This is a genomic window from Paenibacillus sp. YSY-4.3 (assembly GCF_054767475.1).
Map to the genome: position 1 here is coordinate 638,649 of NZ_BAABMC010000003.1, position 23,088 is coordinate 661,736.

Here is a 23,088-nt window from a genome sequence, read left to right on the forward strand (position 1 = left end):
ATTATCTGTTTCCACCTTTCACGATCTGCAGGCGCTCCATCGTATGTTTGATAGCGCGCAGCAACTGTCTGACATCTTCTTCGGTATGCTCTTCTCCCAGGCTGATGCGGATCCCCGACAAAGCGCAATCCTTCTCTTTCTGCATGGCGAGCAGAACGCGGCTCGGTTCGCTTCGCTTGGAAGAACATGCGGACTGCGAAGAGACAAAGAAGCCCTCCTCCTCAAGCATATGAAGCATCGCCTCGGCCTTCATTCCCGGATAGGAGAAGTGCACAATATGCGGCGCTCCATTGAGGCTGGAATTGATCACAAGGCCTGGCAAGTCCGCCAAACCATCATGCAGTTCGCGGCTAAGCTTGGACCAATGCGCAGCAAGAATAGGTTGACGTTCTGCCGCCATTCTCATGGCCTTTGTCATACCGACAATGTACGGGATGTTCTCGGTACCGGAGCGCCGCCCTCCTTCTTGACCGCCGCCTGTCAGCAGCTGTGAAAGATGTACTCCTTCCCTGACATACAGAAGGCCGATTCCTTTCGGCCCGCGAAATTTATGAGCCGACAAACTGTACAGGTCAATCCGGCTGTCCCGAATGGTCACCGGCAGTTTGCCGAATCCTTGAACGCCGTCAACATGAAAGAGCACACGAGGATGACGTTCCTTCAAGGCTCTGCCGATTTCAGTGATCGGCTGAACTGCCCCAACCTCGTTATTGACATGCATGACGGACACAAGCACTGTATTTTCTGTTATCGCCGCTAAGACATCCTCGGCCCGCACAACGCCATCGGCCTGTACCGGCACGTAAGTCACCTCACAGCCCTGCTGCTTCAGATGCCGGCAAGTCTCATATACGGAAGCATGCTCTACCATAGTCGTCACGATATGATTCCCACGCTGGCGATACCCAGCCATCGCGCCCCGGATCGCCAAATTGTTGCTCTCCGTTGCTCCTGACGTAAACACGATTTCTCCTGGATTCACCTGAAGCGTATGCGCGCACACTTCTCTAGCTTTGGACAGCAGCTTTCCGCTGTCTTCCCCCAAACGATGCAAGGAGGATGGATTCCCAAAATGCTGGGCCATCACTTCTCCAACTGTACGAATAACGTCTTCATTGGGCGGGGTGGTGGCTGCATGATCAAAATATTTCATTTCATCCCCCTAATGAACAATATAATCCTTGTCTATTGTAACGGATTCCTGCCGATATCGTCATTGTCAAAAAAAAGACCAATTGGGAAATCGCAGCGAATCAGCGCTTTCTCAAATGATCTCTGACTTCTTGCTATAACTAATATACGCCCAGCATTTGTTCGCAAATCGTTAGGCTTGATACTTCAATTGAGCATTTTCGATCTTTCTAATGTAGTTCTGTGTTTCCTTCGGAAGCAAATGCAGCTTCTCCATCAATTCCTGATCATTGCTGATGCCAAGTCGCTGGACACGTCCAGGGCCAGCATTGTAAGCAGCCAGTGCTGTCTTCACCCCTCCAAAACGCTGAAGCTGAAACGACAAGTAACGCGTACCTCCATCGATATTCTGGGCAGGGTCAAACGAGTTGCTCACGCCCAGGCCTTTCGCGGTTCCGTCCATGAGCTGCATCAGCCCTTTGGCTCCCGCAGAGGAGACCGCATTGGCATTGAAGGAAGACTCCGTCTCAATGACAGCCTTAATCAAGCTCTCCGCCACGCCGTAGGCCCGGCTCGCACGACTAATAAGCTCGTCAATATCCTTCCCGGCGCCTGTCGGTGCCGATATGCCGGAAACTTGATAAGAGCCGTCAACCGGAAGCGATGCCATGTCCGCATCACTGTATGTAGTCTGTCCCATAAAGTACCATAAGGCATCCTCCAACGAGCCCGGCAGCAACCCTCCAGCAGCAGGCATACCGCCCTGTGCCAATGCCTGCTCTTGTCCTTCCGCCGTCATTAATTCTTTCAGCAATATATCGAATAAAGAACCTTCGCTGCCTGAAGAGGTTCTTTGAACAGACGTGCCTTGAAGGTCAATATCATTCATCATTTGGAGCTGAATCAGCTGTCCCATCGTGCGTGTATCGATTTCCATCTTATTCTTAACTCCTCTTTCTCCCCATGGAATGCTATATCCTATATTTTACACTTGAAATGCGACAATAACCACCTTTTTTCGAAAAATATTTCGTTTACGGCAAAAAGACCTTCGTCTGAATAGACGAAAGTCTGTGCTGATACGGGGAGCCCATAAATTATCGAGTAAAAGGAATCAAAAAGAAATAGCTTAGCGTAGCGATTGCGCCAAGACCGATCGCCCAAGCTCCTGAAGTTTTGCTTCCCTGGCTGTAGGCGTAAAATCCCATAATCGCGGCAAGCGGTCCGAGCACAATCGACCAAACGAATAAAGAAGCGATTCCTAAACCTACGCCTACATATCCAACGGTACGGCTTGCCGTGCCAGTGTCTCCAACTGCATCATCCCGGTCGGCTTCACGATCTGCCCGGGAGCTTTCATACGTTCTTGTTGGAGCCACCTCGGCGGAATACTCTTCCTTGTGTGTTCTTGCTGGATCCACCTCGGCGGAATACTCTTCCTTGTGTGTTCTTGCCGGAGCCACCTCGGCGGAATACTCTTCCGCGTTTGTTCGGCGAGGATAGTCTACCCGCTTCGGATCGCCCGTCAGTTCTTCATCATCAAGGATATCTTCCACATACTCCTTGTTCTTGTCCGTCATCTTCTACACCTCCAAAGTAATATGAATTGCCTGCTTGTTACGATGATTTCGGCTTAAACGTATGACAGCATGTGGCGGCGGATGAACTAGCGGTATCCTTATGATCGCTGTCAAAAGCCTCGCCTGCGAATTCCGCTTGATATTTGCGGCCCGCATGCTTGTCGATATCGATCATAATCAGATCCGCATTGCAATAATTCTGCTCTCCCCAATAGGCGCAATTCGATACGCTGCATTTGACAATCGGTTTATTTTCATTTGGCATAATGATCACCTCGCATACATTTTCCCCCGCCGGTATGCCGGATATGCGGCCGAATTAATGTCAAATCGATACAGAAGCGCAGGAATAAAATGAAGGCGAATTCCTCAACCTACAGTTACATGAAAATATAGCAGGAGGGATGATCCATGAAATGGCGCAGATGGGTCGCTGTAGGAGTTTCCGGGGCTGCAGCTATAACGGTCTTAACGCTGTTGCCACAGTTTAGCGCGAGTCCGCAGCCGCAAGCCGGGCAACGGCAAACGAAACAGCACATCATGCAAAATACGAAGAAGCCAGAGGTTCCCAAGCCAGCGGAAGAGAAGCATTTAAAGCAGTTGATGCTGCGCCGGGACGTAACAGCGACAGAGAGGCTGGCCAGACTTGATGCCAAAGGGCATTTGCAGGCGCTCGCCGAAGGAATCAAGGATTCTTCGCGGCCAAAGCTATCTGCCGATATCCGAGAGCTGCAAAAGGGGCATAAACAATTTCATACGATTATGCTTTACAGCTCCTCGGGAAAGGATAAGCACTTCCGCGGCGCTAATGAACGAACAGCCCCTAATGTACAGGAACAGGTAAATTACTATGTTAGTCTGGCGCGTAAAGCGCTTCGCAAGTCGGAGGCCTATGAATCCCCTGCTTTTCCGGAGAAAGATCCGCATTTCTTTGTCATTGCTGAGCCCTCCAAACATAACAAAGATGGAATCATCGCCGTCATGGATACCCACATTCTAAGACGCGTCAAGGAGCATCAAGACAAAAATTTGCGCCTGATCCCTTACCCGAAAGAAGGCAAATACAAAATCGAATCAGTACATGCCGACACCCTTAAAGACCTTACAGTCAAAACCGGGCATGACAATGAAAAAGCAAGCCACTTTTACGAAAATGAAATTGTCGTGACCTTTAGCGAGCCTCCATCCGAAGAACAGCTCGCTCAAATCCAGGCGGATATTAAAGCAAAACATACGAATAAACCGCGTTCGATTCGCAACACCTATATTTTTCAATCGGAAAGCATGAGCATGGACGAGCTTAAAAAATATTTTGTCCAGAAATGGCATCCCGCCTTTATCGAGCCGCATTATGTATATATGACGAATGAGACGGCTGCCGATACACCGGAAATTCCGAATGATATGCTCTTCTCGGAATATCAGTGGAATTTGCCCATCATCGAAACGAACCGGGGCTGGAAATTGACGAAGGGCAACAATGACGTCATCGTCGGCGTAGTTGATACCGGGGTGGATCTGTCCCATCCCGATCTACAAGGAAGACTGCTAAAGGGGCACAATGTCATCAACCCTGACAAGGATCCTACCGATGACGTAGGCCACGGCACGCATGTCGCCGGCATCATTTCGGCCAACGTGAACAACAGGGAAGGCATCGCGGGGATGACGTGGGGCGGTAAAATATTGCCGGTCAAAGCGCTGGATGAATCCGGCTCGGGAACGACATATTCCGTTGCCCAGGGCATCATATGGGCCGCGGATAACGGAGCCAAAGTGATAAACATGAGCCTTGGCAACTACGCGGATGCCCAGTTCTTGCATGAAGCCGTCAAATATGCCTTTGACAAGGACGTCGTTCTCGTCGCGGCCACCGGCAATGACAACACGGAGCGGCCGGGATACCCGGCTGCTTATCCTGAAGTGTTGTCCGTGTCGGCTACCGATAATAACTTAAAGAAGGCGTCGTTCTCCAATTACGGCGACTATGTTGACGTGGTCGCTCCCGGCGAAAGCATTGCCAGTACGTATCCCGATAACCAGTACGCCGCATTGTCAGGCACGTCCATGGCCAGTCCGCATGTAGCTGCGCTTGCGGCTTTAATACGATCCATCAACCCGGATCTGAAAAATACAGAGGTGATGGACATTATCCGCAACAACGTCATCGACCTTGGCGATCCCGGACATGACAATCTATATGGATATGGACAGATCGACGTGTTCGCAGCGCTAGAAGCCGCCGGAGGCAGTCCGGCTCCTCTGCAGCTGTGGCCCCAGCATATCGACCAGAAGCTGAAGCGGCTGCTGGAAGATCCGCTGCGGCGTTAATTTAATCTAGATAAGCTTCAGATTCTACAGGCCAAACAAAAAGAAGATCGCTGCGGCTAACGCTTAGCGATCTTCTTTGATTTCTAATTAAGAGTCAGGAACAGCATAGAACTGTTCAAAAAAACTTGTTGCAGTGATGAAAGTTTGCCATAAGCCGGGTTCTGTACCGTTCGCGGTAATCGGGAACTACCCTCCCGCTAATAAGTGACAATCATCTATCTAGGCCGTACATTACTGCACGGCTCCAGCGACCAACCTAGACGCGCTTCGGGCGAAAGCTGCCTGTGCCCGTAGGCGCAAGCTGCGTCTCATTAGGTCTTGCTCCAGGTGGGGTTTACCAGGAACGAAGTCACCAGCGTTCCTCGGGGTCTCTTACACCTCGGTTCCATCCTTGCCTGTGCTCGCCTTGCGGCGGCCATCGGCGGTCCGTTTCTGTGGCACTATCCTTCGGCTCGCGCCGACTGGACATTATCCAGCACCCTGCCCTTTGGAGCCCGGACTTTCCTCCCGCGGCCTAATAGCCGCCGGCGATTGTCTGTCAAACTTTCGAAGGCAACATTAAATAGTATACAGGGATTGCCCCGTAATCACAAGTATGAATCGCCGCCAATGTTGACGTTTTATGCCAAAGCCGGCATTTGCAATCAGCGGAACGCGAATGGCTCCGTGACGATAACCGAAGCATGAACCTTGGTCTCATACTTGTGCTCGGCAAGCTTATCCGCGAGCCAGGCCGCCACCTTCACCTTCATGATTTTCTCGGCATTATGTCCCGGGTCAATCAGCGTAATGCCTGCCATCAGCGCGTCCTGAGCGGTGTGGTAATCGATGTCACCGGTAACGAGTACGTCTGCACCGCGGAACTGGGCATGCCTCCAGTAACGTCCTCCCGAGCCGCCCACGACGGCGGCCTTTTTGATTTGCCGTTGCAAATCCCCGACAACCCGCACGGCCGGAACATCCAGCTTCTCTTTGACCCGGTCGACAAATGCTTCCAGCGTGACTGGCTCAGCTACCCGGCCGACCCTCCCTAGACCAAGGGTGCGCCCTTTCAAGTCCATCGGATAAAGATCGTAGGCTACTTCTTCATAAGGATGATTTTTGAGCATCGCCTGAATGACCTTATTCCTCACACTATCGGTAATAATCGTCTCGATGCGGATTTCCTCCGCCCGCTCCAGCTTGCCCTGCTCTCCCAAGTATGGATCGGTTCCCTCCCGGGGCAGGAACGTGCCGTACCCTTCGATATTGAAGCTGCAGTGGCTGTAATTGCCAATCCATCCCGCCCCGGCATTCAGAATCGCATCCAGTACTTTCTGATGATGATCCTTCGGCACGAACACGACCAGCTTATACAGCTTGTCCGTATGAATATCTTCCAGCGGAGCCGTATGCTCAATGCCCAGCGCCTCTGCCATCCAGTCATTCATTCCGCCTTCCGTCACATCCAGATTCGTATGGCTGATATAGACGGCAATATCGTTCTTGATCAGCTTTTCATAGACCTTCCCCATCGGCGTATCGGTTTGCAGGCCCGCTAGCGGCCTGAAAATGATCGCATGATGCGCGATGATTAAATCCGCACCAAGCGCAATGGCCTCATCGACGACCTCTTCGTTCACATCCAGAGCTATGAGCACGCTGCGGATTTGCTTCTGCAACGTACCCAGCTGCAGACCAATTTTATCGCCTTCCATAGCCACATGCTTCGGAGCCAGCTGCTCCATATACTGGATTACGGTTTGACCTTTGGCAAACATGCCAGCACCTCCTTAAGCTGTTTGATCAATAAACTTAACTCCTGCTCCTTTTTCTGGGAGGCCGGAAGCTGGGAGCCCGCGACGGAACGATGAATTTTCTCGAGTTTGGAAATTTCGGCATTCCATTTATCCAGGAACACATCGCCGACCTGCACGGTTAACTTCGGCCCCATCATCAATAACAATTCCTTCGTTAACACGGCTCCGCTCTTGCCACTCTCGTCCTGCCCTTGCTCCAGCAGCCTTTGCTTATACAGCTCTTCATTCAGTCCGGCTGCACCGGGAACGGCATCCGCCGTAATGATCTCGTATATTTTTCCGTCTTCCGCCACGATCGTCTCATCTGTAACATACCAATCATGCTCCAACAGCCAGCGTCTAACGAAATCCTCCCCAACATTGGGCTGGAGAATAAGCCGCTTCACGCCTGCAAGCTTATCTGCCCCCGCCTCCAATATCGAGCTGATTAAGGCACCGCCCATGCCTGCGATCGTAATCGCGTCCACTTCGCCGGGAGCAATCACTTCCAAGCCGTCTCCCTTGCGAACGGATACCGATTGGCTTAGTCCCGCCTCCGCTACCTGTCTTCTCGCGGCCTCTAACGGCCCGTCATTGACCTCTCCGGCAACGGCAGATACCGCTGTACCGTGCTTTACCGCCCATACCGGCAGCAGCGCATGATCGGAGCCGATATCCGCAAAACGGCAGCCCGGAGGCAATCTGTCCGCGATATGCTGTAACCTTGATGATAATTTCATCCGAGTAATTACTCCCTCCATCCAACAAATATCCGCACCATTTTCATTTGCATTGGGCCAGGAAAAAAGCTAAAATAAAATCAGCAAGAAAAAATAGGAAAAAAGTAAAACTAATGTAAACCTTTTGCCGCTTTCCTGAAAAAAAAGACCTTTCTGCTGCTGCAGAAGGGTCAGGGTTAACGACCTATTCCAAGAAATCCTTCAACCGTTTACTGCGGCTAGGATGGCGTAGCTTGCGCAATGCTTTTGCTTCGATTTGGCGAATTCTTTCCCGTGTTACACCAAATACTTTGCCGACTTCCTCCAGCGTTCTCGTCCGGCCGTCATCCAGGCCAAAACGCAGGCGCAGGACGTTCTCTTCCCGCTCGGTCAACGTATCCAGCACATCCTCCAACTGCTCCTTGAGCAGCTCATATGCCGCGGCATCCGCAGGAGCCAGCGCCTCCTGGTCCTCAATGAAGTCCCCCAGATGCGAATCGTCTTCTTCACCGATCGGCGTTTCCAGCGATACAGGCTCTTGTGCTATTTTCATGATCTCACGAACTTTCTCAACGCTAAGCTCCATCTCCGCTGCAATCTCTTCTGGCGTCGGTTCGCGCCCAAGTTCCTGCAGCAATTGGCGAGAAACGCGGATCAGCTTATTGATCGTCTCTACCATATGCACCGGGATACGGATCGTTCGAGCCTGGTCGGCGATGGCCCGCGTAATCGCCTGGCGAATCCACCATGTGGCATAAGTACTGAACTTGAAACCTTTCTTAAAGTCGAACTTCTCCACCGCTTTGATCAGACCCATGTTTCCTTCTTGAATCAAATCCAGGAAAAGCATGCCGCGGCCTACATAACGCTTCGCAATACTGACCACGAGCCTGAGGTTGGCTTCTGCCAGACGGCGCTTCGCTTCCTCATCGCCGTTCTCGATGCGCTTGGCCAGTTCGATTTCATCATCGGCCGAGAGCAGAGGCACTCTGCCGATTTCCTTCAAATACATGCGTACCGGGTCATTAATTTTGATGCCGGGAGGCAATGTCAAATCATCATCAAAGCTGAATTCATCGCCTTCTCCGCGACTTTCATCTTCGCTGCGATGGCCGAGTTCGTCATCGCTGTCATTTACAACATCTATTCCCAAATCCCCCAAATGCTCAAAAAACTCGTCCATTTGCTCAGGATCCTGATCGAAAGGCGAAAGCTTCTCCATAATCTCTTTATATGTTAACGAAGATCTTTTCTTGCCTAATTCAACCAGCTGATCTTTGACCTGATCCAATGTCAGTTCTGTTTCAGATTCCGTATGCTGATCATTCGCCATACTTGACTCCCTCCTCCCTAGAAACATCCGCGAAAATTCATCCAGCTATTGTCTCTCTAGGGCTATAATCTCACTTGCAATTTGTGCCGCTCGCAAAAAATCCCCGGCACGCTCTGCCGAAACCATCTCTTCCTTCTTACGCTGAATTTGGGCCTGCAGCGGTACCCGCTTAATCTCCCGGATACAGTCGTCCAGCTCCTGAGTCGTCCATTCCTCCGGAGTATCCATCATCGCGATAGATGTGACAGCTTGCTCCAGCCGTTCATCCTGCAATGAGGAAATGAAACGGCTGACATCCGGCGCTTTCCCCCCTGCGTAATAGGCGTATAGATAAGCAGCAATCGCCGCATGATCATTGATGTTAAAACTATCTCCAAGACGATCGCCAACATAACGGGCGACTTCCTCATCCTGAAGCATAAAGGATAACAATCTCCGTTCCGCGACATGATAAGCAGGCAGCAAAGTCGGCATGGATGCCTTGCCTTTTTTATGCCTAACATTATTCCACCTTTTGGCGTTATTATCCCCATGGGACGACCTTTTTTGCATGTCTTGGCGGAATTGGTTGCACTCCTGTTTTAAACTATCAAATGAAACCTGCAGTTCGGCAGACAATTCCTTCAAATAAATCTCCCGCTCTGTCGGCGACGGCAGAGGCGCGATGACTTCCAGAGCATCTCTGATGTATGCGACCTTTCCATCTTCTTCTAGCAGTATATGGTTTTTTTTCAGATATATAAGCTTAAATTTAACTGCTGAAACAGCGCCATCTAAGACTTGCAATCTGAACCTCTCGGCCCCGTATTTACGAATGAATTCATCAGGGTCAAGTCCTTCACTGAGCAGTGAAATTTTAATTTGGAAGCCTGCGGCCTCCAGTATAGGAATACTCTTCAAGGCTGCGGCTTGTCCAGCATTGTCGCCGTCATAGCAGACGACGATTTCGTCAGCAAGCGTCCTCATGATGCCGGCATGGCTCTCGGTAAGCGCCGTCCCCATCGTAGCAACCCCGTTATGGACTCCGGCTTCCCATGCGCTGATGACGTCGCCGTATCCTTCGAATAAGACGATTTGACGCGACTTGCGAATTTCCGTCTTGGCCTGATGAAGATTATAGAGCGTCCGGCTCTTGGTGAATAACCTGCTCTCTGGGGAATTTAAATATTTGGGCTGGCCTTCCCCAAGTATTCGGCCTGCAAAAGCGATCACTTTGCCGCTCCGGTTATGCAGCGGAAAAATGATCCGGTCGCGAAAGCGGTCAACAAATCCTGATCCGTCTTGCTTGGACGATAATAAACCGCCTTTCTCCATATCGCTGAGATCAAACGAGCGTTTCTCCAGAAACTGGACAAGCGTATCCCAACGTGCTGGTGCATAACCGATTTGGAATGTGTCGATGGCCTTATCGCTAAACCCCCTTGACTTCAAATAGTCCATGGCCGGTTTGCCATGCTCTGTATTCTTCAGTAGAAAATGATACAGCTTGGAAGACCATTCGTGGGCTTGCAGTAATTGTTCCATCTCCCGGCTTACAGGGGCGTTCCCCGTCCGGAAGGCATTATCCTGGAATGGGATATGGGCCTCTTCCGCCATGGTTCTGACAGCTTCGGGGAAGGATAATCCTTCGATTTCCATCCTAAATCTGATGGCATTTCCGCCTTTGCCGCAGCCATAGCAGTGGAACATTTGCCGTTCGGGCGTCACCGTAAATGACGGTGTCTTCTCCGAATGAAAAGGACAAAGACCTTTCATATATTTGCCCTGTTTAGTTAGATGAACGTGCTTGCCTACCGTATCGACGATATCATGCTGCTGCAAGACCGCCTCGATGATCTCCTCCGGAATTCCTCGTCCGGTACTCATCCAAACCACCTTCATCTCTATATAACACGTAAATAGTAATTCGCTAAAATTGTACATTCTCCTGCATATCTCGCAAAACTTTTGACAACGCGTCAATAAACTTTTGGCGGTCATCGTCCGTAAACGGCTTCGGCCCTTTAAAATAACGGCCGCCGCGCCGTGCTTTAGCATGATGGTGACGGCGTTCCAGCAGATAATCTATATTGCCGGGGTGATACTCCTCCCCCCTGGGCGACAAGATCCGGCACGATTTGGCTAAGGCCAGGGCTGCCAGTCCATAATCTTGAGTGATTACGACATCACCCTTGGCAATATGGTTGGCAATGTACAAATCTGCGCTTTGCTGGCTGCGGTCAACCTGAACAATGGTAACCCCCGATGCCTGCTTAATCGCATGGTCATAGGAGGATACCATCAGTACGCCGACTCCGAACTTTGCAGCTGTAGCAACGATTTCAGTCTTGACAGGACAGGAGTCTCCGTCAACGACAATTCGTGTATTCATCAGACTCCCATCCTTCATATTATGCCATTATGCCCAAACAAGCTTGCTGAAATCAGCAAATATGTTCAAATCTTCATCAATCGCTTTAAGCAGGGCCAGGCGATTCGCGCGAACCGTCTCGTCTTCTGCCATAACCATAACTTTATCGAAGAATAAAGTGATGCTGTCTTTCAGGCTGGAAATCAGCTCCAGCGCCTTTGCTGCATCCCGCTGCTCCAATGCTTCGCGGTACGCCGCAGTGACCGATTTCCAGGCTTCATATAGCTGGGATTCCGCTGGCTCGTTCAACAGATCTGAGCGCACCTTCTCCGCAGATGCCTTCGCTGCCAGATTGCTGACTCTTCCAAACGACTCGACCGTCGTCTTGAAATCGTCCTGACTGCTCACCGCAGCCATAAGCGTCTCACCCCTGGCCACGACGGAAACGACATCATCATAGCCTGCGGAAATGACGGCATCCACGACATCGTAACGCACATGATCGGACAGGGTTTTCTTAATGCGCAGGCCGAAGAAATCGGTAAGATCCTTTAGAATCTCGTCCTTCGTCCGTTTCAACTCATGGAAATGCTCATGCGTCTCAAGTGCAATATCGAACAGTACCGGAAGCGCAAGCGCGAGCTTATGCTCCAGGATGATCTGTACGATGCCGGCAGCTTGGCGGCGAAGTCCGTACGGATCCTGCGACCCCGTCGGAACGATGCCGATGGAGAAGCAGCCTGCGATCGTATCGATTTTGTCAGCGATGCTTACAATCGAACCCACCTCGGAGCCCGGAACCGCATCCCCGGCAAATCTCGGCTGGTAATGCTCGAAAATTGCTTTCGCAACTGCCTCGGTCTCTCCAGCTTTGCGGGCATAGTCTTCACCCATTACACCCTGCAGCTCTGGGAATTCATATACCATTTGGGTAACGAGGTCGAATTTGCAAATCTCCGCCGTACGGTTAACAGCTTCGGCTATTCCGGCATCCGTTTTAAGTACAGCTGCCAGCTTCTCCGCATTCCGCCGAATCCGGCGCACTTTGTCGCCAACCGTTCCCAACTCTTCGTGGAAGACGATGCTCTCCAACTTGGACAATGCGTCCTTAATCGCCAGCTTCTGATCCTCTTCATAGAAGAATTTGGCATCAGATAGCCGGGCGCGCAGCACCTTCTCGTTTCCTTTGGCTATGGTTTCCAGATGCTCAGCATTGCCGTTGCGCACGGTTACAAAGTAAGGAAGAAGCTCTCCTTGCTCGTTCAGTACCGGGAAATAGCGCTGATGTTCGCGCATCGAAGTGATCAGCACCTCCTGCGGGATATGCAGGAAGGATTCCTCGAACGTGCCGTACAGCACCGTCGGCGTTTCTACCAAGAATAGCACTTCTTCCAGAAGGTCTTCCTTCACGGAGATATGCCAGCCTTGCGCCTCGGCCAAGCTGTTAATTTGCTGCACAATCATTTCCTGCCGCTCATTCACATCGGCGATGACATGCCCGCCGCGGAGGGCTTCCACATAATCCGCTGGCTGACCGATCACGATCTCGCCGCCGAGAAAACGGTGTCCGCGCGTCACATTTCCGGACTTTACACCGGTAATTTCAATATCGATAATCTCGCTGCCGAGCAGGGCTACAATCCAGCGGATCGGCCGCACGAATTTAAAATCGTAACTGCCCCAGCGCATATTCTTTGGAAAATTCATCGCATGAAGAATATCCAGCAAGCCTTCGGCCACGATCGAAGATGTCTCTACACCGATACGGCTTTTGCTGATATATACGTACTCCGTGCCCCCGAGCTCTTTAAAGGTGAATTGCTCCGGGTCTGCGCCTTGGCTGCGGGCAAAACCGAGCGCAGCCTTGCTCCATTGCCCATTCTCGTCCAGGGCAATTTTACGCGACGGGCCTTTCACCTCTTCGTGAACGTCCTCCTGCTTGTCCGCCACATCTTTAACGAGTACGGTAAGTCGGCGAGGCGTTGCATAGACGGCAACTTCTCCATGCCGGATCAACTGCTCGTCAAGCCATTTCACCGTCCGGTCTTTCAATTGATCCATAGCATTACGGATAAAACGGGCTGGCATTTCTTCAAGCCCGATCTCGAATAGCAAATCTTTAGCCATGGATTTCGCCCCCTTTCTTCAGCATCGGGAATCCAAGCTTCTCCCGCTCCTCCAAATACGTCGCCGCCACCTGACGGGCCAAATTCCGCACCCGCGTAATGTACCCAGTGCGCTCGGTCACGCTGATTGCGCCCCGCGCGTCAAGCAGGTTGAACGTATGCGAGCATTTCAGGACATAATCATAGGCCGGAAATACAAGGTGCTGCTCCATGGCTTTGGAAGCTTCCTGCTCGTACATATTAAATAAAGTAAACAGCATTTTCACGTCCGAGGTTTCAAACGTGTATTTGGAATGCTCGAACTCCGGCTGATGGAATACATCGCCATAAGTCGTACCGCCAACCCATTCCAGATCGAACACGTTCTCCTTCTCCTGAATGTAAGAAGCGAGCCGCTCCATGCCGTACGTAATTTCAACAGCGATCGGGTTCGTCTCGATGCCGCCGACCTGCTGGAAATACGTAAACTGCGTAATCTCCATCCCGTCAAGCCATACTTCCCAGCCGAGCCCCCAGGCGCCGAGCCCTGGATGCTCCCAGTTATCTTCAACAAAACGGATATCATGCTCAAGCGGGTTAATGCCCAGCCGCTTCAAACTCTCCAAATAAATCTCCTGAATGTTGTCAGGAGAAGGCTTCATAATGACCTGAAACTGATGATGCTGGTACAAACGGTTCGGATTCTCGCCATAGCGGCCATCCGCCGGTCTGCGGGAAGGCTCCACATAAGCGACGTTCCACGGCTCCGGCCCGATCGAACGCAGAAATGTCATCGGGTTGAGCGTACCGGCTCCCTTCTCTACATCGTAAGGCTGCACGACGATACATTTCTGCTCCGCCCAGAACTGCTGCAGCGTTAGAATCATTTGCTGAAAATTCATGGACCACAACTCCTTCACACTTGTTCGTGTTCAGCCGGCGGTATAATGACGTACAAAAAGCCCCCGTCACCTACGCCTGCTGTTCAGACGTAGGGACGAGAGCTGTTACTTCCCGCGGTTCCACCCTACTTGATTTGCATCGCAGCCCTGATAATAGATGCCGCTTATGCAAAATCCGCTTTTCACGATCGTTTCCATGCTCCAGGGCTGCCATTTCATGAGTCTCTCCGGCTCGGGCTTTCACTATCCCCGACTCGCTAATCCGGTTAAAGAACGCATTACTTCTCCCATTCAACGCACGGGTCTCTATTAAGAGAAATCCTTACTATAATACATGAGAAATGAGCGTAAAGTCAAATTTCATATTTGTCCAATTGGTCAAGGAAATTCCTGGATTTAAGCTGTAAACCAAGCTGCATGTCGATGAACGCGCGCATCACCTTTTTTAGCTCCGCCTTCGTAGCGTCTTTCACCTCGACATTGCCAAGGCGCCGAAGGTCCATCCGCTCAAACAGCGACAGCAGTTTAAATGTGCCGGGGGCAACCGTCATAGCCGCCGGATCATGATGCCTGCAGCTTCGGCAGAGCCTTCCGCCGAGGCGCGGACTGATGAAATAGGATTCATCCTGCCGGCCGCAAGACAAGCACTCTTCAAAAACGGGGCCGTATCCGGCCGCCTGCAATATTTTCATCTCAAATAAATGAAGAACGATTTCCGGATCCTTGCCCGCAGACAATCCGTCCAAACACGCCTTGAGCTGGTTGAACCAGAAGCTGCCGACCTCTTCATCCTGCAGCGTCCGGTCCAAAAGCTCGCAGGCATAGGAGGCATAGGCCGCCAAATACAAATCTTCACGTAAAGAAAAGTGAGATTCGATAATCTCACCTTGATTCAGCGTTCCAAGGCCTTCCTTCTGCCGATAGAACGTATATTCACCATAAATAAACGGCTGGGTCAGAGCAGCATGACGACTCTTGACCTTCTTAGCACCGCGGGCGAGAACCCCGATCTTGCCATGCGTTGCTGTGCACAGCGTGATAATTTTGTTCCCCTCGCCATAATCCATGCTGCGGATGACGATACCTTCCACCCTGTATAGCATGTCTCTCCCCCAAGCGTGATGTTACAGCGGAGCGGCATCTGCATCCTGCTCCACAGCTTCCAGCTCTGCCGCTGCCGCGGCCTCCTCTTCACAATTGCTGCAAGCATCTTTGTACAGCATGTAAGCATCGACATCTCCAGTCATCGCAAAATACTTCCACGAAAAATCTCGCAATCGTATTCACCCTTTCTTCGGAAATGAAGCTGCGTCTATGAAGAATAGGATGGCCCAGCTAGCCTGGAGTATGTGATGAAATTACTGCCATTCATTAAGCGTCCCGGTGAAAGCCGAGATCCTTCAGAATCCGCTCCTGGTTGCGCCAGTCTTTTTTCACTTTGACCCACAGCTCAAGAAAGATCTTCGAACCGAGCAGGTTCTGGATATCCTGCCTAGCCTGCTTCCCAACTTCCTTAAGCAGCGCGCCTTGCTTGCCAATAATGATCCCTTTCTGAGAATCACGCTCGACGAAAATAACAGCCGAAATGTAGACGACTCCGTTGTCTTCCACCCGCATGTCCTCAATCGTCACGGCAATGGAATGCGGCACTTCCTCACGGGTCAAATGCAGGATCTTCTCACGGATTAATTCGGCGCAGACGAACTGCTCCGGATGGTCCGTAATTTGATCCTCAGGGTAATATTGCGGCCCCTCCGGCAAATATTTGCCAATTTGCTCCAACAACGTTGTCACGTTGTTGCCGAGCATCGCCGAAATCGGCACGATCTCCGCAAAATCGTACAGCCCCCGGTATTCCTCGATCAACGGAAGCAACTGTTCCGGCTCGATCCGGTCGATCTTGTTCATAACCAGGAATACAGGAGTATTTACGTCCTTTAATCGTTCGATAATGAACCGGTCGCCTCCGCCAAACCCTTCGGACGCATCGATAAGGAACATGACAGCTTCTACCTCGCCTAACGTATTTAAAGCAGTCGTGTTCATAAAGTCCCCAAGCTTGGATTGGCGCTTATGGATGCCCGGGGTATCCAGAAAGACGATCTGCATTTCTTCCGTCGTATATACGCCATGTATTTTGTTCCGAGTCGTTTGCGGCTTATCGGACATGATTGCGATTTTTTGCCCTATGATATGATTCATCAGGGTCGACTTGCCGACATTCGGCCTGCCGACAATCGCCACAAAGCCGGATTTGAATTTTGTTTTTGCCATTTCGTCTAGTCCTTTCTCTTCTTCCGTAACGATGTTAAGATTTCTGCAAATCTGCCGGACCAAAGGCATGTGGCAGCAGCTCTCCCACCGTCGTCTCTTTGATATCGCCTTTCATGTTGCCGAGAATCACCGGCATGTCCGGGCTGCACAGCTCTAGCATAACTTGGCGGCAGACACCGCACGGCGCGATGGGTTCATCCGTGTCGCCGATGACGGCCAGCGCCTTGAAGCTTCCTGGAGCAAGGCCGTCGGCAACGGCGCGGAACAGCGCGGTTCGCTCGGCGCAGTTCGTCGGCCCATAAGCCGCGTTCTCGATGTTGCAGCCGTAATGGACATGCCCATCCGCATCCAGCAGCGCGGCGCCGACCGCAAAGCCAGAGTATGGTATGTAGGCAGCAGCCCGTGCTTTAATCGCTTCTAACAGCAAACTCGTATTATCCATTTGACGTCATCCCCTTAGGCAATATAGTGATAAGCCTTGCACATTGCTGTACTGCGGAACAACTATCTCCGAAAATAAGTCACCACCGGCTCATAGAACAACAGGCAGCCTACGCAAGCCGCAATTATTGCCGTAACGAGCACGGCGCCAGCTGCCGTATCCTTTGCCTTCTTGGCAAGCGGATGCCAATCCGGCGAAACGAGATCCACTAGAGCCTCCAGCGCCGTATTCATCAGCTCGGACGCGATAACGAGGCCGATGACGATAAGCAGCAGGGCGACATCACGCCCCGAAAGGCGAAAATACGCTGCGGCCAGCAGAACAATGACCGCGGCCAGCAGATGTATCTTCATGTTCCGCTCGGACTTCAGCGCCGCTACGATTCCTTCCGCCGCATAGCGGAAAGTATCGCTCCATTTCGGTGCAGGCCTCATTAGCGGGTTAACCCTACCTGGGCCAAAACGGCCTCCTGCTTGCCCATCATCTCCGCCTCGCTGGCCTCATCCTGATGGTCGTAGCCAAGCAGATGCAGAAAGCCATGGACGAATAAAAATCCGAGCTCCCGATTCAGGGAATGACCGTACTCTTCGCTTTGGGCCTTCGCCGTCTCCACGGAAATAATAATATCCCCGAGCATATCGCCAAAGCCCTCCAGCTCTTCGCCTTCTTCAAGCTCATAGACGATCTCCTGCTCCTCTTCAACCGATTCATTCATGGCAAAAGAGAGCACATCCGTTGGCCGGTCAATTCCGCGATACTCGCGGTTGAGCGCGTGAATCTCTTCGTCGGTTACGAACGTTAGGGCAACCTCGCCTTCGGTAACTCCTTCGGCCTCTCCCGCTTGTTGCAGCAATGTATTCAATAGCTCTATTAATTCTTCCCCGATTTCGATAATTTCTTGCTCATTATTGTACTCGAGCTGTAGCGCCATGGCCTTCCTGCCCCCCGTCTTTCTCTCCATTAGTTGCTTTCTTGATTTCCTCCGGATATTCGATCCGCGAGTGGAAAATCCCCATCACCGTTTCCTTCAGCGTCTGTGCAATGACATCCAGCTCTCTCATCGTCAGATCGCATTCATTGAACTGGTGATCGTCAAGGCGGCTCTTGATAATCTTCTCGATCATGGTCTCCACCTGCTCCACAGTAGGCTTGCGCAAAGACCGAACTGCCGCCTCTACGCTGTCGGCGATGCCGACGATTGCCGATTCCTTCGATTGAGCTTTCGGTCCCGGATAACGGAAGTCTTCCTCTGTGAAATCAGGCTCTACACCCTGCTCTTCAGCCAATCTTAGCGCTTTATGATAGAAATAATGCAGGAAGGTCGTCCCGTGATGCTGCTCGGCAATATCCCGGATCGGCTTCGGCAGCTTATAGTCCTTCTGCATCTCGACCCCGTCGCGGGCATGTGCAATAATAATCGACTTGCTCAGCTTAGGATCAATAAAATCATGCGGATTCTCCATATTGTTCTGGTTCTCTATAAAATAGCTCGGACGCTTGGTCTTGCCGATATCGTGATAATAAGATCCGACCCGGCACAACAGCCCGTTGGCGCCGATCGCTTCCGCCGCCGCCTCCGACAAGTTGCCGACCATAACGCTATGATGGTACGTGCCCGGCGTCTCCGTCAGCAGCTTGCGGAGCAGCGGGTGGTTCGGATTGGACAGCTCCACTAGCTTCAACGCCGACAGTATGCCGAAAGTGACCTCGAAGAACGGCATGAGGCCGATCACGAGGATCGTCGTCAACAGTCCACCCGCCACGGCAAATCCGATCGCATACAGTGTGCTGGATTCCGTCCAGCCGTTGTTATTGACCAGAATCAGCGTAAATACCGCTAATGAGCCAAACAGCGTAATCATTATCCCTGCTTTTAGAAGGGTTGAGCGCTGGCTGGCCCGATGAATAGCGAAAATAGCCGCAAAAGAAATGACGACGGCGAAAAATCCGAATTGGAAATCAAAAATTTGCCCTTTGTGCACATTAAGAATAACGCTGGCCAATATACTGAACAATATAGAACAAATATATGCCAAAGACATGTCAAGCAATAGCGTAATCAGCATGGCCCCTATCGCCACTGGGGCAATATAGCCGATATAAGGCCGCTGTTCATTTTGCACAATGTTGACTACATGCATCGACAGGATCGTAATCAAAATGATCAGCAGCAGCATAACAAACTGCGAATTGTTGTACTTGAAGCGGCTAGCGCCTTCCGACTGGCGGATATACATAATCAACCCCAGTGCCAATAGCGATGACAGAATGACCAGCCCGAATTGCGGCCAGTAATTCACTTCATCCTTGAGCAGTCCGTTCTTTTCCAGCAAGGAGTACATTTCCGGGGTAATTTTCTCCCCTTTCTGCACCAATACGTCACCCTGCTTGATGAATACGGTTGGCGTCTTCTCCCGCGCTTCTACCTTCGCTGCTTTGGTTGCTTCCTCGTCGTAGAACTTGTTGGCCGTAATCGCCAGCCGGGCCAGCTCCTGTACAACCTCCCGCGATACGCGCTTGCTTAGCGAGCTCGTACTCACCTGCTCTGCAACCTTCGCGCGCGCCGTCTGGGCGTCCACGATTTGGTCCGTAGTCAGCCGGGCAACGATATCAGCCGCCACAGGCTTCATTTCATTAATATCCTCCGGCGTCAGCCTTGGAATTTTGATAAACGTCTCCTCGGAAATATGATAAGCCTGTTCGCTGATCCGCTCATTTACTTCCTCAAACAGCTTCTCCGAATAGCTCGGCGAATTGCGGTTGTTCCGGATAAAATTCTGGATATGATCCTGCGCCCTTTGCGGGAGCTCCTCGCGGTAAATTTTGATCTTGTCCTCGGTCGACACCTGATCATCCTGATTGAGACGGAAAATCCGGTCAAGCATTTGTCCGACGAGCACCTCATTGCGCAGCGGAAGAATGGTGTAGACTTGTCCTACTTTCTCCGCCGCTTCTTCCTGAGCCTTCAGCGTCGCCTTGGTATCCGGAATATCCATCGGAGCCAGAATTTCTTTATCGCTTGGCAGCCCGACGGCAATATCATAGGTTTCTGGCAGCAGCTTCGGTGCAAGACTGGCATAGAACATAATAATAAGCAGCGCAAACAGAACATAGCGTACAGAGACGCTATGTTTCCATCCGGCTGTTCGGGATTGCAGCGTTTTACCTTTTTGCATTTCGTTTGAGGTCATAGTGCAGCCCTCCTGAAAAATTTAAAGCCCGGCAACCTTATATTTAAGCGGATTAGCCCTGATTTTCAGCGGCACGGTCATAAGCAACGATAATTTTCTGTACAAGCGAGTGGCGTACGACGTCGGATTCCGCAAAATAGACGAACCCGATTTCTTCAATCCCTTGAAGAATATTCTTCGCTTCGATAAGGCCGGACTTTTTGCCCTTCGGCAAATCGATTTGCGTCACGTCACCCGTAATGACCATCTTCGAACCAAAACCGAGACGCGTCAAGAACATCTTCATCTGCTCCGGCGTCGTATTCTGGGCCTCGTCTAGAATAATGAAGGAATCGTCAAGCGTCCGTCCGCGCATATACGCAAGCGGTGCAATTTCGATGAGGCCGCGCTCCAAAGCTTTGGCCGTTTGCTCGGGCCCCATCACATCATATAATGCATCGTACAAAGGACGTAAATATGGATCGACCTTCTCCTGCAAATCGCCCGGCAGGAAACCAAGATTCTCTCCAGCTTCGACGGCAGGGCGGGTAAGGATAATCCGTTTCACCGAACCTTCCTTGAGCGCAGTTATCGCGAGGACGACGGCCAGATAGGTTTTCCCCGTACCTGCCGGACCGATCCCAAATACGATGTCCCGTTTCTTGATCGTCGTCACATAATGCTTCTGTCCGATCGTTTTGACCCGAATCGGCTTGCCCCGATAGGTTAGGGCAATTTCGCCTTTATATAGATCAAGCAGTTGATCGGCACGTAGATCCTTCGCCAAATCGATGGCATAAAGCACGTCGCGTTCCGTCAAAATATATCCGTTGCGAACCAGTTCCAACAAAACCTCGAACAGCTGCTGGGCAATTTCCACCTGACGGGCTTCGCCACGAATCGATATTTCCGATTCCCGCAACACGATCCCCGCATTCAGACTACTCTCGACAAGCTTCAGGAAGGAATCCTGCGGACCGAATAACGACAAACCCTCAGCGGCACTTTGCAATGTAATTTTTGTATGCGATATTTGTTCTGACAAATAGACTCATTCTCCTTGATCGTATACTATCGGAAGTTCTTCCGCTATATTCTGCTCTACTTCAAAAAGTACTTTCATATAAACTTTACCATTGTCTGTCTTCTCATGCAAAATTTTTTGACTGACAATTTTCGATTCGACACCATGCTTCGCATAAATGTCCCGTAAAGCTCTGTCGACCCCGTCTGCTTTCGCTTGCTCCTCCGAGAGCTTCAATTGGATTTCCGTTGTTTCCAGCAACTGCTCGCTCATCCAGCCGACCGGCAGCTTCCAGCTCCTCCAGGTCAACGGATCAAGCTGGCTCAAGGTTTGAAACTCGGCAAAGCCTGGACTGCCGTATCCGGTGATCTGGACGGCGGTTTTGCCGAAGAACAAGTAGCCTTTCTCCCTTTTTTCTCCCGTATAGACGTTCTGCTTCCGTACAAGCGGCACCTCGATATTATACTCATGCCAGACGATCCCCTTGATCTCTCCCTTAGCTACGACAAATTCATTCCCCTGGATGCCGGCAATAAGCACCTGCCCCTTTCTGACCCGGTCATGCTTCTTCACCTGGGCCTGTCCCCGCACGGAATAAATATGCGATATCACGGCATCGGAGCTGCTGATGAGATGGCTGGGGCTTCGAAGTTCCTGTTCCTTGGGACGTGTGGCTTCGACGACCTGGATCGTTATACGCGTCCCGCTGCGGGATACGCCGACCCAGGAAGTCCCGGCCAACTTGCGCGTAAGTTCTGCCGATAACTTGTCCTGTTTTTGCAGGCGGAATATCCATTGAAAAGGATAAATCCCTTCTTCACGTGCAGTACGCAAAACGTCTTCGGTTGATATTTTATCATTGCCTTGCACTTCAATATCCCACACAAGAGAGGAAAGGGCAAATATAATCGCGATAAACAAGGCAAAGCCCGCGATAAAAATCTTGCGGCGCCAGAGCCTAGCGAGCAGAAATGGCATGCCGCTGCGCCGCTTTACGGACATCCTGCAGCCTGTCCGCTTCAGCAGCGGACGGAGGGAGAAATAATCTCTAAGCTGAACGTTCATCTCCATCTTTCGTTCTGGCAAAGAGCACACATCCCAAATCTCTATGCCTTCCTTGGCCAGTTCATTAATCAGCCTCTCGAGATTCCCGCCGCGCACAACGATCCTCACGCTGCCGCGCAGCCGGGATAAGACAGATGATTTCACGCGATTCACTCCTCCACTCCGTGATATTTAATGCCGGAAATCCGGCCTTCAATAACGACTTCCTCGGGCATGATTGCCTTGATCACAAGCTCCGCTCCCTCGACCTTCAGCACCCCTTGCTTCAGCTCGAGATGTAGCTCCTCCGGCGAGAAATGAACCACCCCTCGGTGATTCTCTATCAGCAGCTGCTTGTTGCCGATCATGGTGAGCCTCGGTAAATCGAATACGAGTTCCCCCGGCAAGTCGAGCGCTTCGACCGCCCATTTGCGAATTTTCCGTGATAGCCGGCTCATTTGAGGCAACCCTCCTTCCTCTACCCTACAAAATATGCGCCCTAAGCAAAATTTATGAGACCCGGGGCAAAAAGGAGGCCATGGGAGCTTGAAGCGGGATTCTTTGATATCATTTTTCAGGGTGGATTTAACGGTCTGTGCAGCATATTACTGCTCTCTGAGAGGGAGCACGGTGCTAAAAAAGAATTCAAGGTGAAGTGTGTAAATTGGCGCCGCATTGTAAAGTGAGCACTAAGCGTAGGGCGATCATGGAAGGTCAGGGACATTTGTTAAAGGCAGGCGTTAGGTATAGATAACATAATGAGGGGAGAACTGGATATGGATAGGTTCTGGGGATTCCAGCAAATCTGCAGCATTTGTCTTGCCATTGGCTTAGCTGATCTAAAAACGATGCAATTGCACAGCATTTTTCTATAAAGAAGGAATAAAAAAGGATCAAATGCCAGA

22 protein-coding genes and 1 other RNA gene are annotated in these 23,088 nt (G+C 51.2%); 1 reads left to right on the plus strand and 22 read right to left on the minus strand.

The window, feature by feature from the left end; translation table 11 throughout:
• Window position 1: 1 nt before the first annotated feature.
• From ACYUJT_RS13770 to ACYUJT_RS13785, 4 genes are all read right to left on the minus strand, one after another.
• The gene (locus ACYUJT_RS13770) at window positions 2-1,153 is read right to left on the minus strand and encodes a cysteine desulfurase family protein (protein WP_460322978.1); all 1,152 of its coding nucleotides are present in this window, start codon (window positions 1,151-1,153) and stop codon (window positions 2-4) included.
• A 171-nt stretch (window positions 1,154-1,324) separates the two neighbouring features.
• Window positions 1,325-2,068 carry a lytic transglycosylase domain-containing protein gene (locus tag ACYUJT_RS13775; RefSeq protein ID WP_460322980.1) on the minus strand — a complete coding sequence of 248 codons (744 nt, stop codon included), beginning with the start codon at window positions 2,066-2,068 and terminating at the stop codon, window positions 1,325-1,327.
• A 160-nt stretch (window positions 2,069-2,228) separates the two neighbouring features.
• Window positions 2,229-2,711, minus strand: coding sequence for a hypothetical protein (locus ACYUJT_RS13780; RefSeq protein WP_460322983.1), 483 nt, complete (start codon window positions 2,709-2,711; stop codon window positions 2,229-2,231).
• A gap of 37 nt (window positions 2,712-2,748) precedes the next feature.
• Window positions 2,749-2,976, minus strand: coding sequence for a DUF1540 domain-containing protein (locus ACYUJT_RS13785; RefSeq protein ID WP_460322986.1), 228 nt, complete (start codon window positions 2,974-2,976; stop codon window positions 2,749-2,751).
• Window positions 2,977-3,122: 146 nt separating this feature from the next.
• Between ACYUJT_RS13785 and ACYUJT_RS13790 the strand changes: the two genes are divergently transcribed.
• Window positions 3,123-5,042 (plus strand): S8 family peptidase, encoded by a 1,920-nt coding sequence (locus tag ACYUJT_RS13790; RefSeq protein ID WP_460322989.1) that lies wholly within the window; start codon window positions 3,123-3,125, stop codon window positions 5,040-5,042.
• A gap of 135 nt (window positions 5,043-5,177) precedes the next feature.
• Here ACYUJT_RS13790 and rnpB read toward each other — a convergent pair.
• The 18 genes from rnpB to yqfC all read right to left on the minus strand — a co-directional run bounded on the left by rnpB (window position 5,178) and on the right by yqfC (window position 22,641).
• Window positions 5,178-5,589, minus strand: an RNA gene (gene rnpB / locus ACYUJT_RS13795) — RNase P RNA component class A.
• 97 nt (window positions 5,590-5,686) lie between these two features.
• Entirely contained in the window at window positions 5,687-6,802 is a 1,116-nt protein-coding gene (locus ACYUJT_RS13800; protein ID WP_460322991.1) for a Nif3-like dinuclear metal center hexameric protein, read from the minus strand.
• Window positions 6,778-7,560: a tRNA (adenine(22)-N(1))-methyltransferase gene (locus ACYUJT_RS13805; RefSeq protein WP_460322994.1), complete on the minus strand. Its 783-nt coding sequence runs from the start codon at window positions 7,558-7,560 to the stop codon at window positions 6,778-6,780. Before ACYUJT_RS13805 ends, ACYUJT_RS13800 begins: the two co-directional genes overlap by 25 nt.
• Window positions 7,561-7,744: 184 nt before the next feature.
• Complete coding sequence (gene rpoD, locus ACYUJT_RS13810) at window positions 7,745-8,872, minus strand: RNA polymerase sigma factor RpoD (protein WP_460322997.1); 1,128 nt, start codon at window positions 8,870-8,872, stop codon at window positions 7,745-7,747.
• A gap of 45 nt (window positions 8,873-8,917) precedes the next feature.
• The gene (gene dnaG, locus ACYUJT_RS13815; RefSeq protein ID WP_460323000.1) at window positions 8,918-10,738 is read right to left on the minus strand and encodes a DNA primase; all 1,821 of its coding nucleotides are present in this window, start codon (window positions 10,736-10,738) and stop codon (window positions 8,918-8,920) included.
• Between the two features lie 43 nt (window positions 10,739-10,781).
• Window positions 10,782-11,243, minus strand: coding sequence for a YaiI/YqxD family protein (locus tag ACYUJT_RS13820; RefSeq protein WP_460323002.1), 462 nt, complete (start codon window positions 11,241-11,243; stop codon window positions 10,782-10,784).
• Between the two features lie 27 nt (window positions 11,244-11,270).
• On the minus strand, window positions 11,271-13,349 hold the full coding sequence (gene glyS, locus ACYUJT_RS13825; protein ID WP_460323004.1) for a glycine--tRNA ligase subunit beta: 2,079 nt from the start codon (window positions 13,347-13,349) through the stop codon (window positions 11,271-11,273).
• A complete protein-coding gene (gene glyQ, locus ACYUJT_RS13830; RefSeq protein WP_460323006.1) occupies window positions 13,342-14,229 on the minus strand; it encodes a glycine--tRNA ligase subunit alpha in 888 nt (295 codons plus the stop codon). Before glyQ ends, glyS begins: the two co-directional genes overlap by 8 nt.
• 353 nt (window positions 14,230-14,582) lie before the next feature.
• Window positions 14,583-15,332, minus strand: a complete 750-nt coding sequence (gene recO / locus ACYUJT_RS13835) for a DNA repair protein RecO (protein ID WP_460323008.1) — start codon at window positions 15,330-15,332, stop codon at window positions 14,583-14,585.
• A gap of 21 nt (window positions 15,333-15,353) precedes the next feature.
• Complete coding sequence (locus ACYUJT_RS13840; protein ID WP_460323012.1) at window positions 15,354-15,506, minus strand: YqzL family protein; 153 nt, start codon at window positions 15,504-15,506, stop codon at window positions 15,354-15,356.
• 94 nt (window positions 15,507-15,600) lie between these two features.
• Window positions 15,601-16,503, minus strand: coding sequence for a GTPase Era (gene era / locus ACYUJT_RS13845; protein WP_460323015.1), 903 nt, complete (start codon window positions 16,501-16,503; stop codon window positions 15,601-15,603).
• Between the two features lie 34 nt (window positions 16,504-16,537).
• Window positions 16,538-16,945 (minus strand): cytidine deaminase, encoded by a 408-nt coding sequence (locus ACYUJT_RS13850; protein ID WP_460323017.1) that lies wholly within the window; start codon window positions 16,943-16,945, stop codon window positions 16,538-16,540.
• Between the two features lie 62 nt (window positions 16,946-17,007).
• Window positions 17,008-17,379: a diacylglycerol kinase family protein gene (locus ACYUJT_RS13855; RefSeq protein WP_460323019.1), complete on the minus strand. Its 372-nt coding sequence runs from the start codon at window positions 17,377-17,379 to the stop codon at window positions 17,008-17,010.
• Window positions 17,379-17,876: an rRNA maturation RNase YbeY gene (gene ybeY, locus ACYUJT_RS13860; protein WP_460323021.1), complete on the minus strand. Its 498-nt coding sequence runs from the start codon at window positions 17,874-17,876 to the stop codon at window positions 17,379-17,381. Before ybeY ends, ACYUJT_RS13855 begins: the two co-directional genes overlap by 1 nt.
• Window positions 17,851-20,136, minus strand: a complete 2,286-nt coding sequence (locus tag ACYUJT_RS13865) for an HD family phosphohydrolase (protein WP_460323024.1) — start codon at window positions 20,134-20,136, stop codon at window positions 17,851-17,853. Before ACYUJT_RS13865 ends, ybeY begins: the two co-directional genes overlap by 26 nt.
• Before the next feature lie 52 nt (window positions 20,137-20,188).
• Window positions 20,189-21,160, minus strand: coding sequence for a PhoH family protein (locus tag ACYUJT_RS13870; protein WP_460323026.1), 972 nt, complete (start codon window positions 21,158-21,160; stop codon window positions 20,189-20,191).
• A gap of 6 nt (window positions 21,161-21,166) precedes the next feature.
• On the minus strand, window positions 21,167-22,348 hold the full coding sequence (gene yqfD, locus ACYUJT_RS13875; RefSeq protein ID WP_460323028.1) for a sporulation protein YqfD: 1,182 nt from the start codon (window positions 22,346-22,348) through the stop codon (window positions 21,167-21,169).
• 5 nt (window positions 22,349-22,353) lie between these two features.
• Window positions 22,354-22,641, minus strand: coding sequence for a sporulation protein YqfC (yqfC, locus tag ACYUJT_RS13880; RefSeq protein WP_460323030.1), 288 nt, complete (start codon window positions 22,639-22,641; stop codon window positions 22,354-22,356).
• Window positions 22,642-23,088: the final 447 nt, after the last annotated feature.

Bases quoted from the DNA above. Each gene is read 5' to 3' on its own strand.
- ACYUJT_RS13785 (WP_460322986.1), bottom strand. From the start codon at position 2,976: ATGCCAAATGAAAATAAACCGATTGTCAAATGCAGCGTATCGAATTGC.
- ACYUJT_RS13790 (WP_460322989.1), top strand. From the start codon at position 3,123: ATGAAATGGCGCAGATGGGTCGCTGTAGGAGTTTCCGGGGCTGCAGCT.
- yqfC (WP_460323030.1), bottom strand. From the start codon at position 22,641: ATGAGCCGGCTATCACGGAAAATTCGCAAATGGGCGGTCGAAGCGCTC.
- era (WP_460323015.1), bottom strand. From the start codon at position 16,503: ATGGCAAAAACAAAATTCAAATCCGGCTTTGTGGCGATTGTCGGCAGG.
- ACYUJT_RS13855 (WP_460323019.1), bottom strand. From the start codon at position 17,379: ATGAGGCCTGCACCGAAATGGAGCGATACTTTCCGCTATGCGGCGGAA.
- ACYUJT_RS13775 (WP_460322980.1), bottom strand. From the start codon at position 2,068: ATGGAAATCGATACACGCACGATGGGACAGCTGATTCAGCTCCAAATG.
- ACYUJT_RS13770 (WP_460322978.1), bottom strand. From the start codon at position 1,153: ATGAAATATTTTGATCATGCAGCCACCACCCCGCCCAATGAAGACGTT.
- glyS (WP_460323004.1), bottom strand. From the start codon at position 13,349: ATGGCTAAAGATTTGCTATTCGAGATCGGGCTTGAAGAAATGCCAGCC.
- ACYUJT_RS13780 (WP_460322983.1), bottom strand. From the start codon at position 2,711: ATGACGGACAAGAACAAGGAGTATGTGGAAGATATCCTTGATGATGAA.
- ACYUJT_RS13850 (WP_460323017.1), bottom strand. From the start codon at position 16,945: ATGGATAATACGAGTTTGCTGTTAGAAGCGATTAAAGCACGGGCTGCT.
- dnaG (WP_460323000.1), bottom strand. From the start codon at position 10,738: ATGAGTACCGGACGAGGAATTCCGGAGGAGATCATCGAGGCGGTCTTG.
- rpoD (WP_460322997.1), bottom strand. From the start codon at position 8,872: ATGGCGAATGATCAGCATACGGAATCTGAAACAGAACTGACATTGGAT.
- ACYUJT_RS13805 (WP_460322994.1), bottom strand. From the start codon at position 7,560: ATGAAATTATCATCAAGGTTACAGCATATCGCGGACAGATTGCCTCCG.
- ybeY (WP_460323021.1), bottom strand. From the start codon at position 17,876: ATGGCGCTACAGCTCGAGTACAATAATGAGCAAGAAATTATCGAAATC.
- ACYUJT_RS13800 (WP_460322991.1), bottom strand. From the start codon at position 6,802: ATGTTTGCCAAAGGTCAAACCGTAATCCAGTATATGGAGCAGCTGGCT.
- ACYUJT_RS13820 (WP_460323002.1), bottom strand. From the start codon at position 11,243: ATGAATACACGAATTGTCGTTGACGGAGACTCCTGTCCTGTCAAGACT.
- glyQ (WP_460323006.1), bottom strand. From the start codon at position 14,229: ATGAATTTTCAGCAAATGATTCTAACGCTGCAGCAGTTCTGGGCGGAG.
- recO (WP_460323008.1), bottom strand. From the start codon at position 15,332: ATGCTATACAGGGTGGAAGGTATCGTCATCCGCAGCATGGATTATGGC.
- ACYUJT_RS13865 (WP_460323024.1), bottom strand. From the start codon at position 20,136: ATGACCTCAAACGAAATGCAAAAAGGTAAAACGCTGCAATCCCGAACA.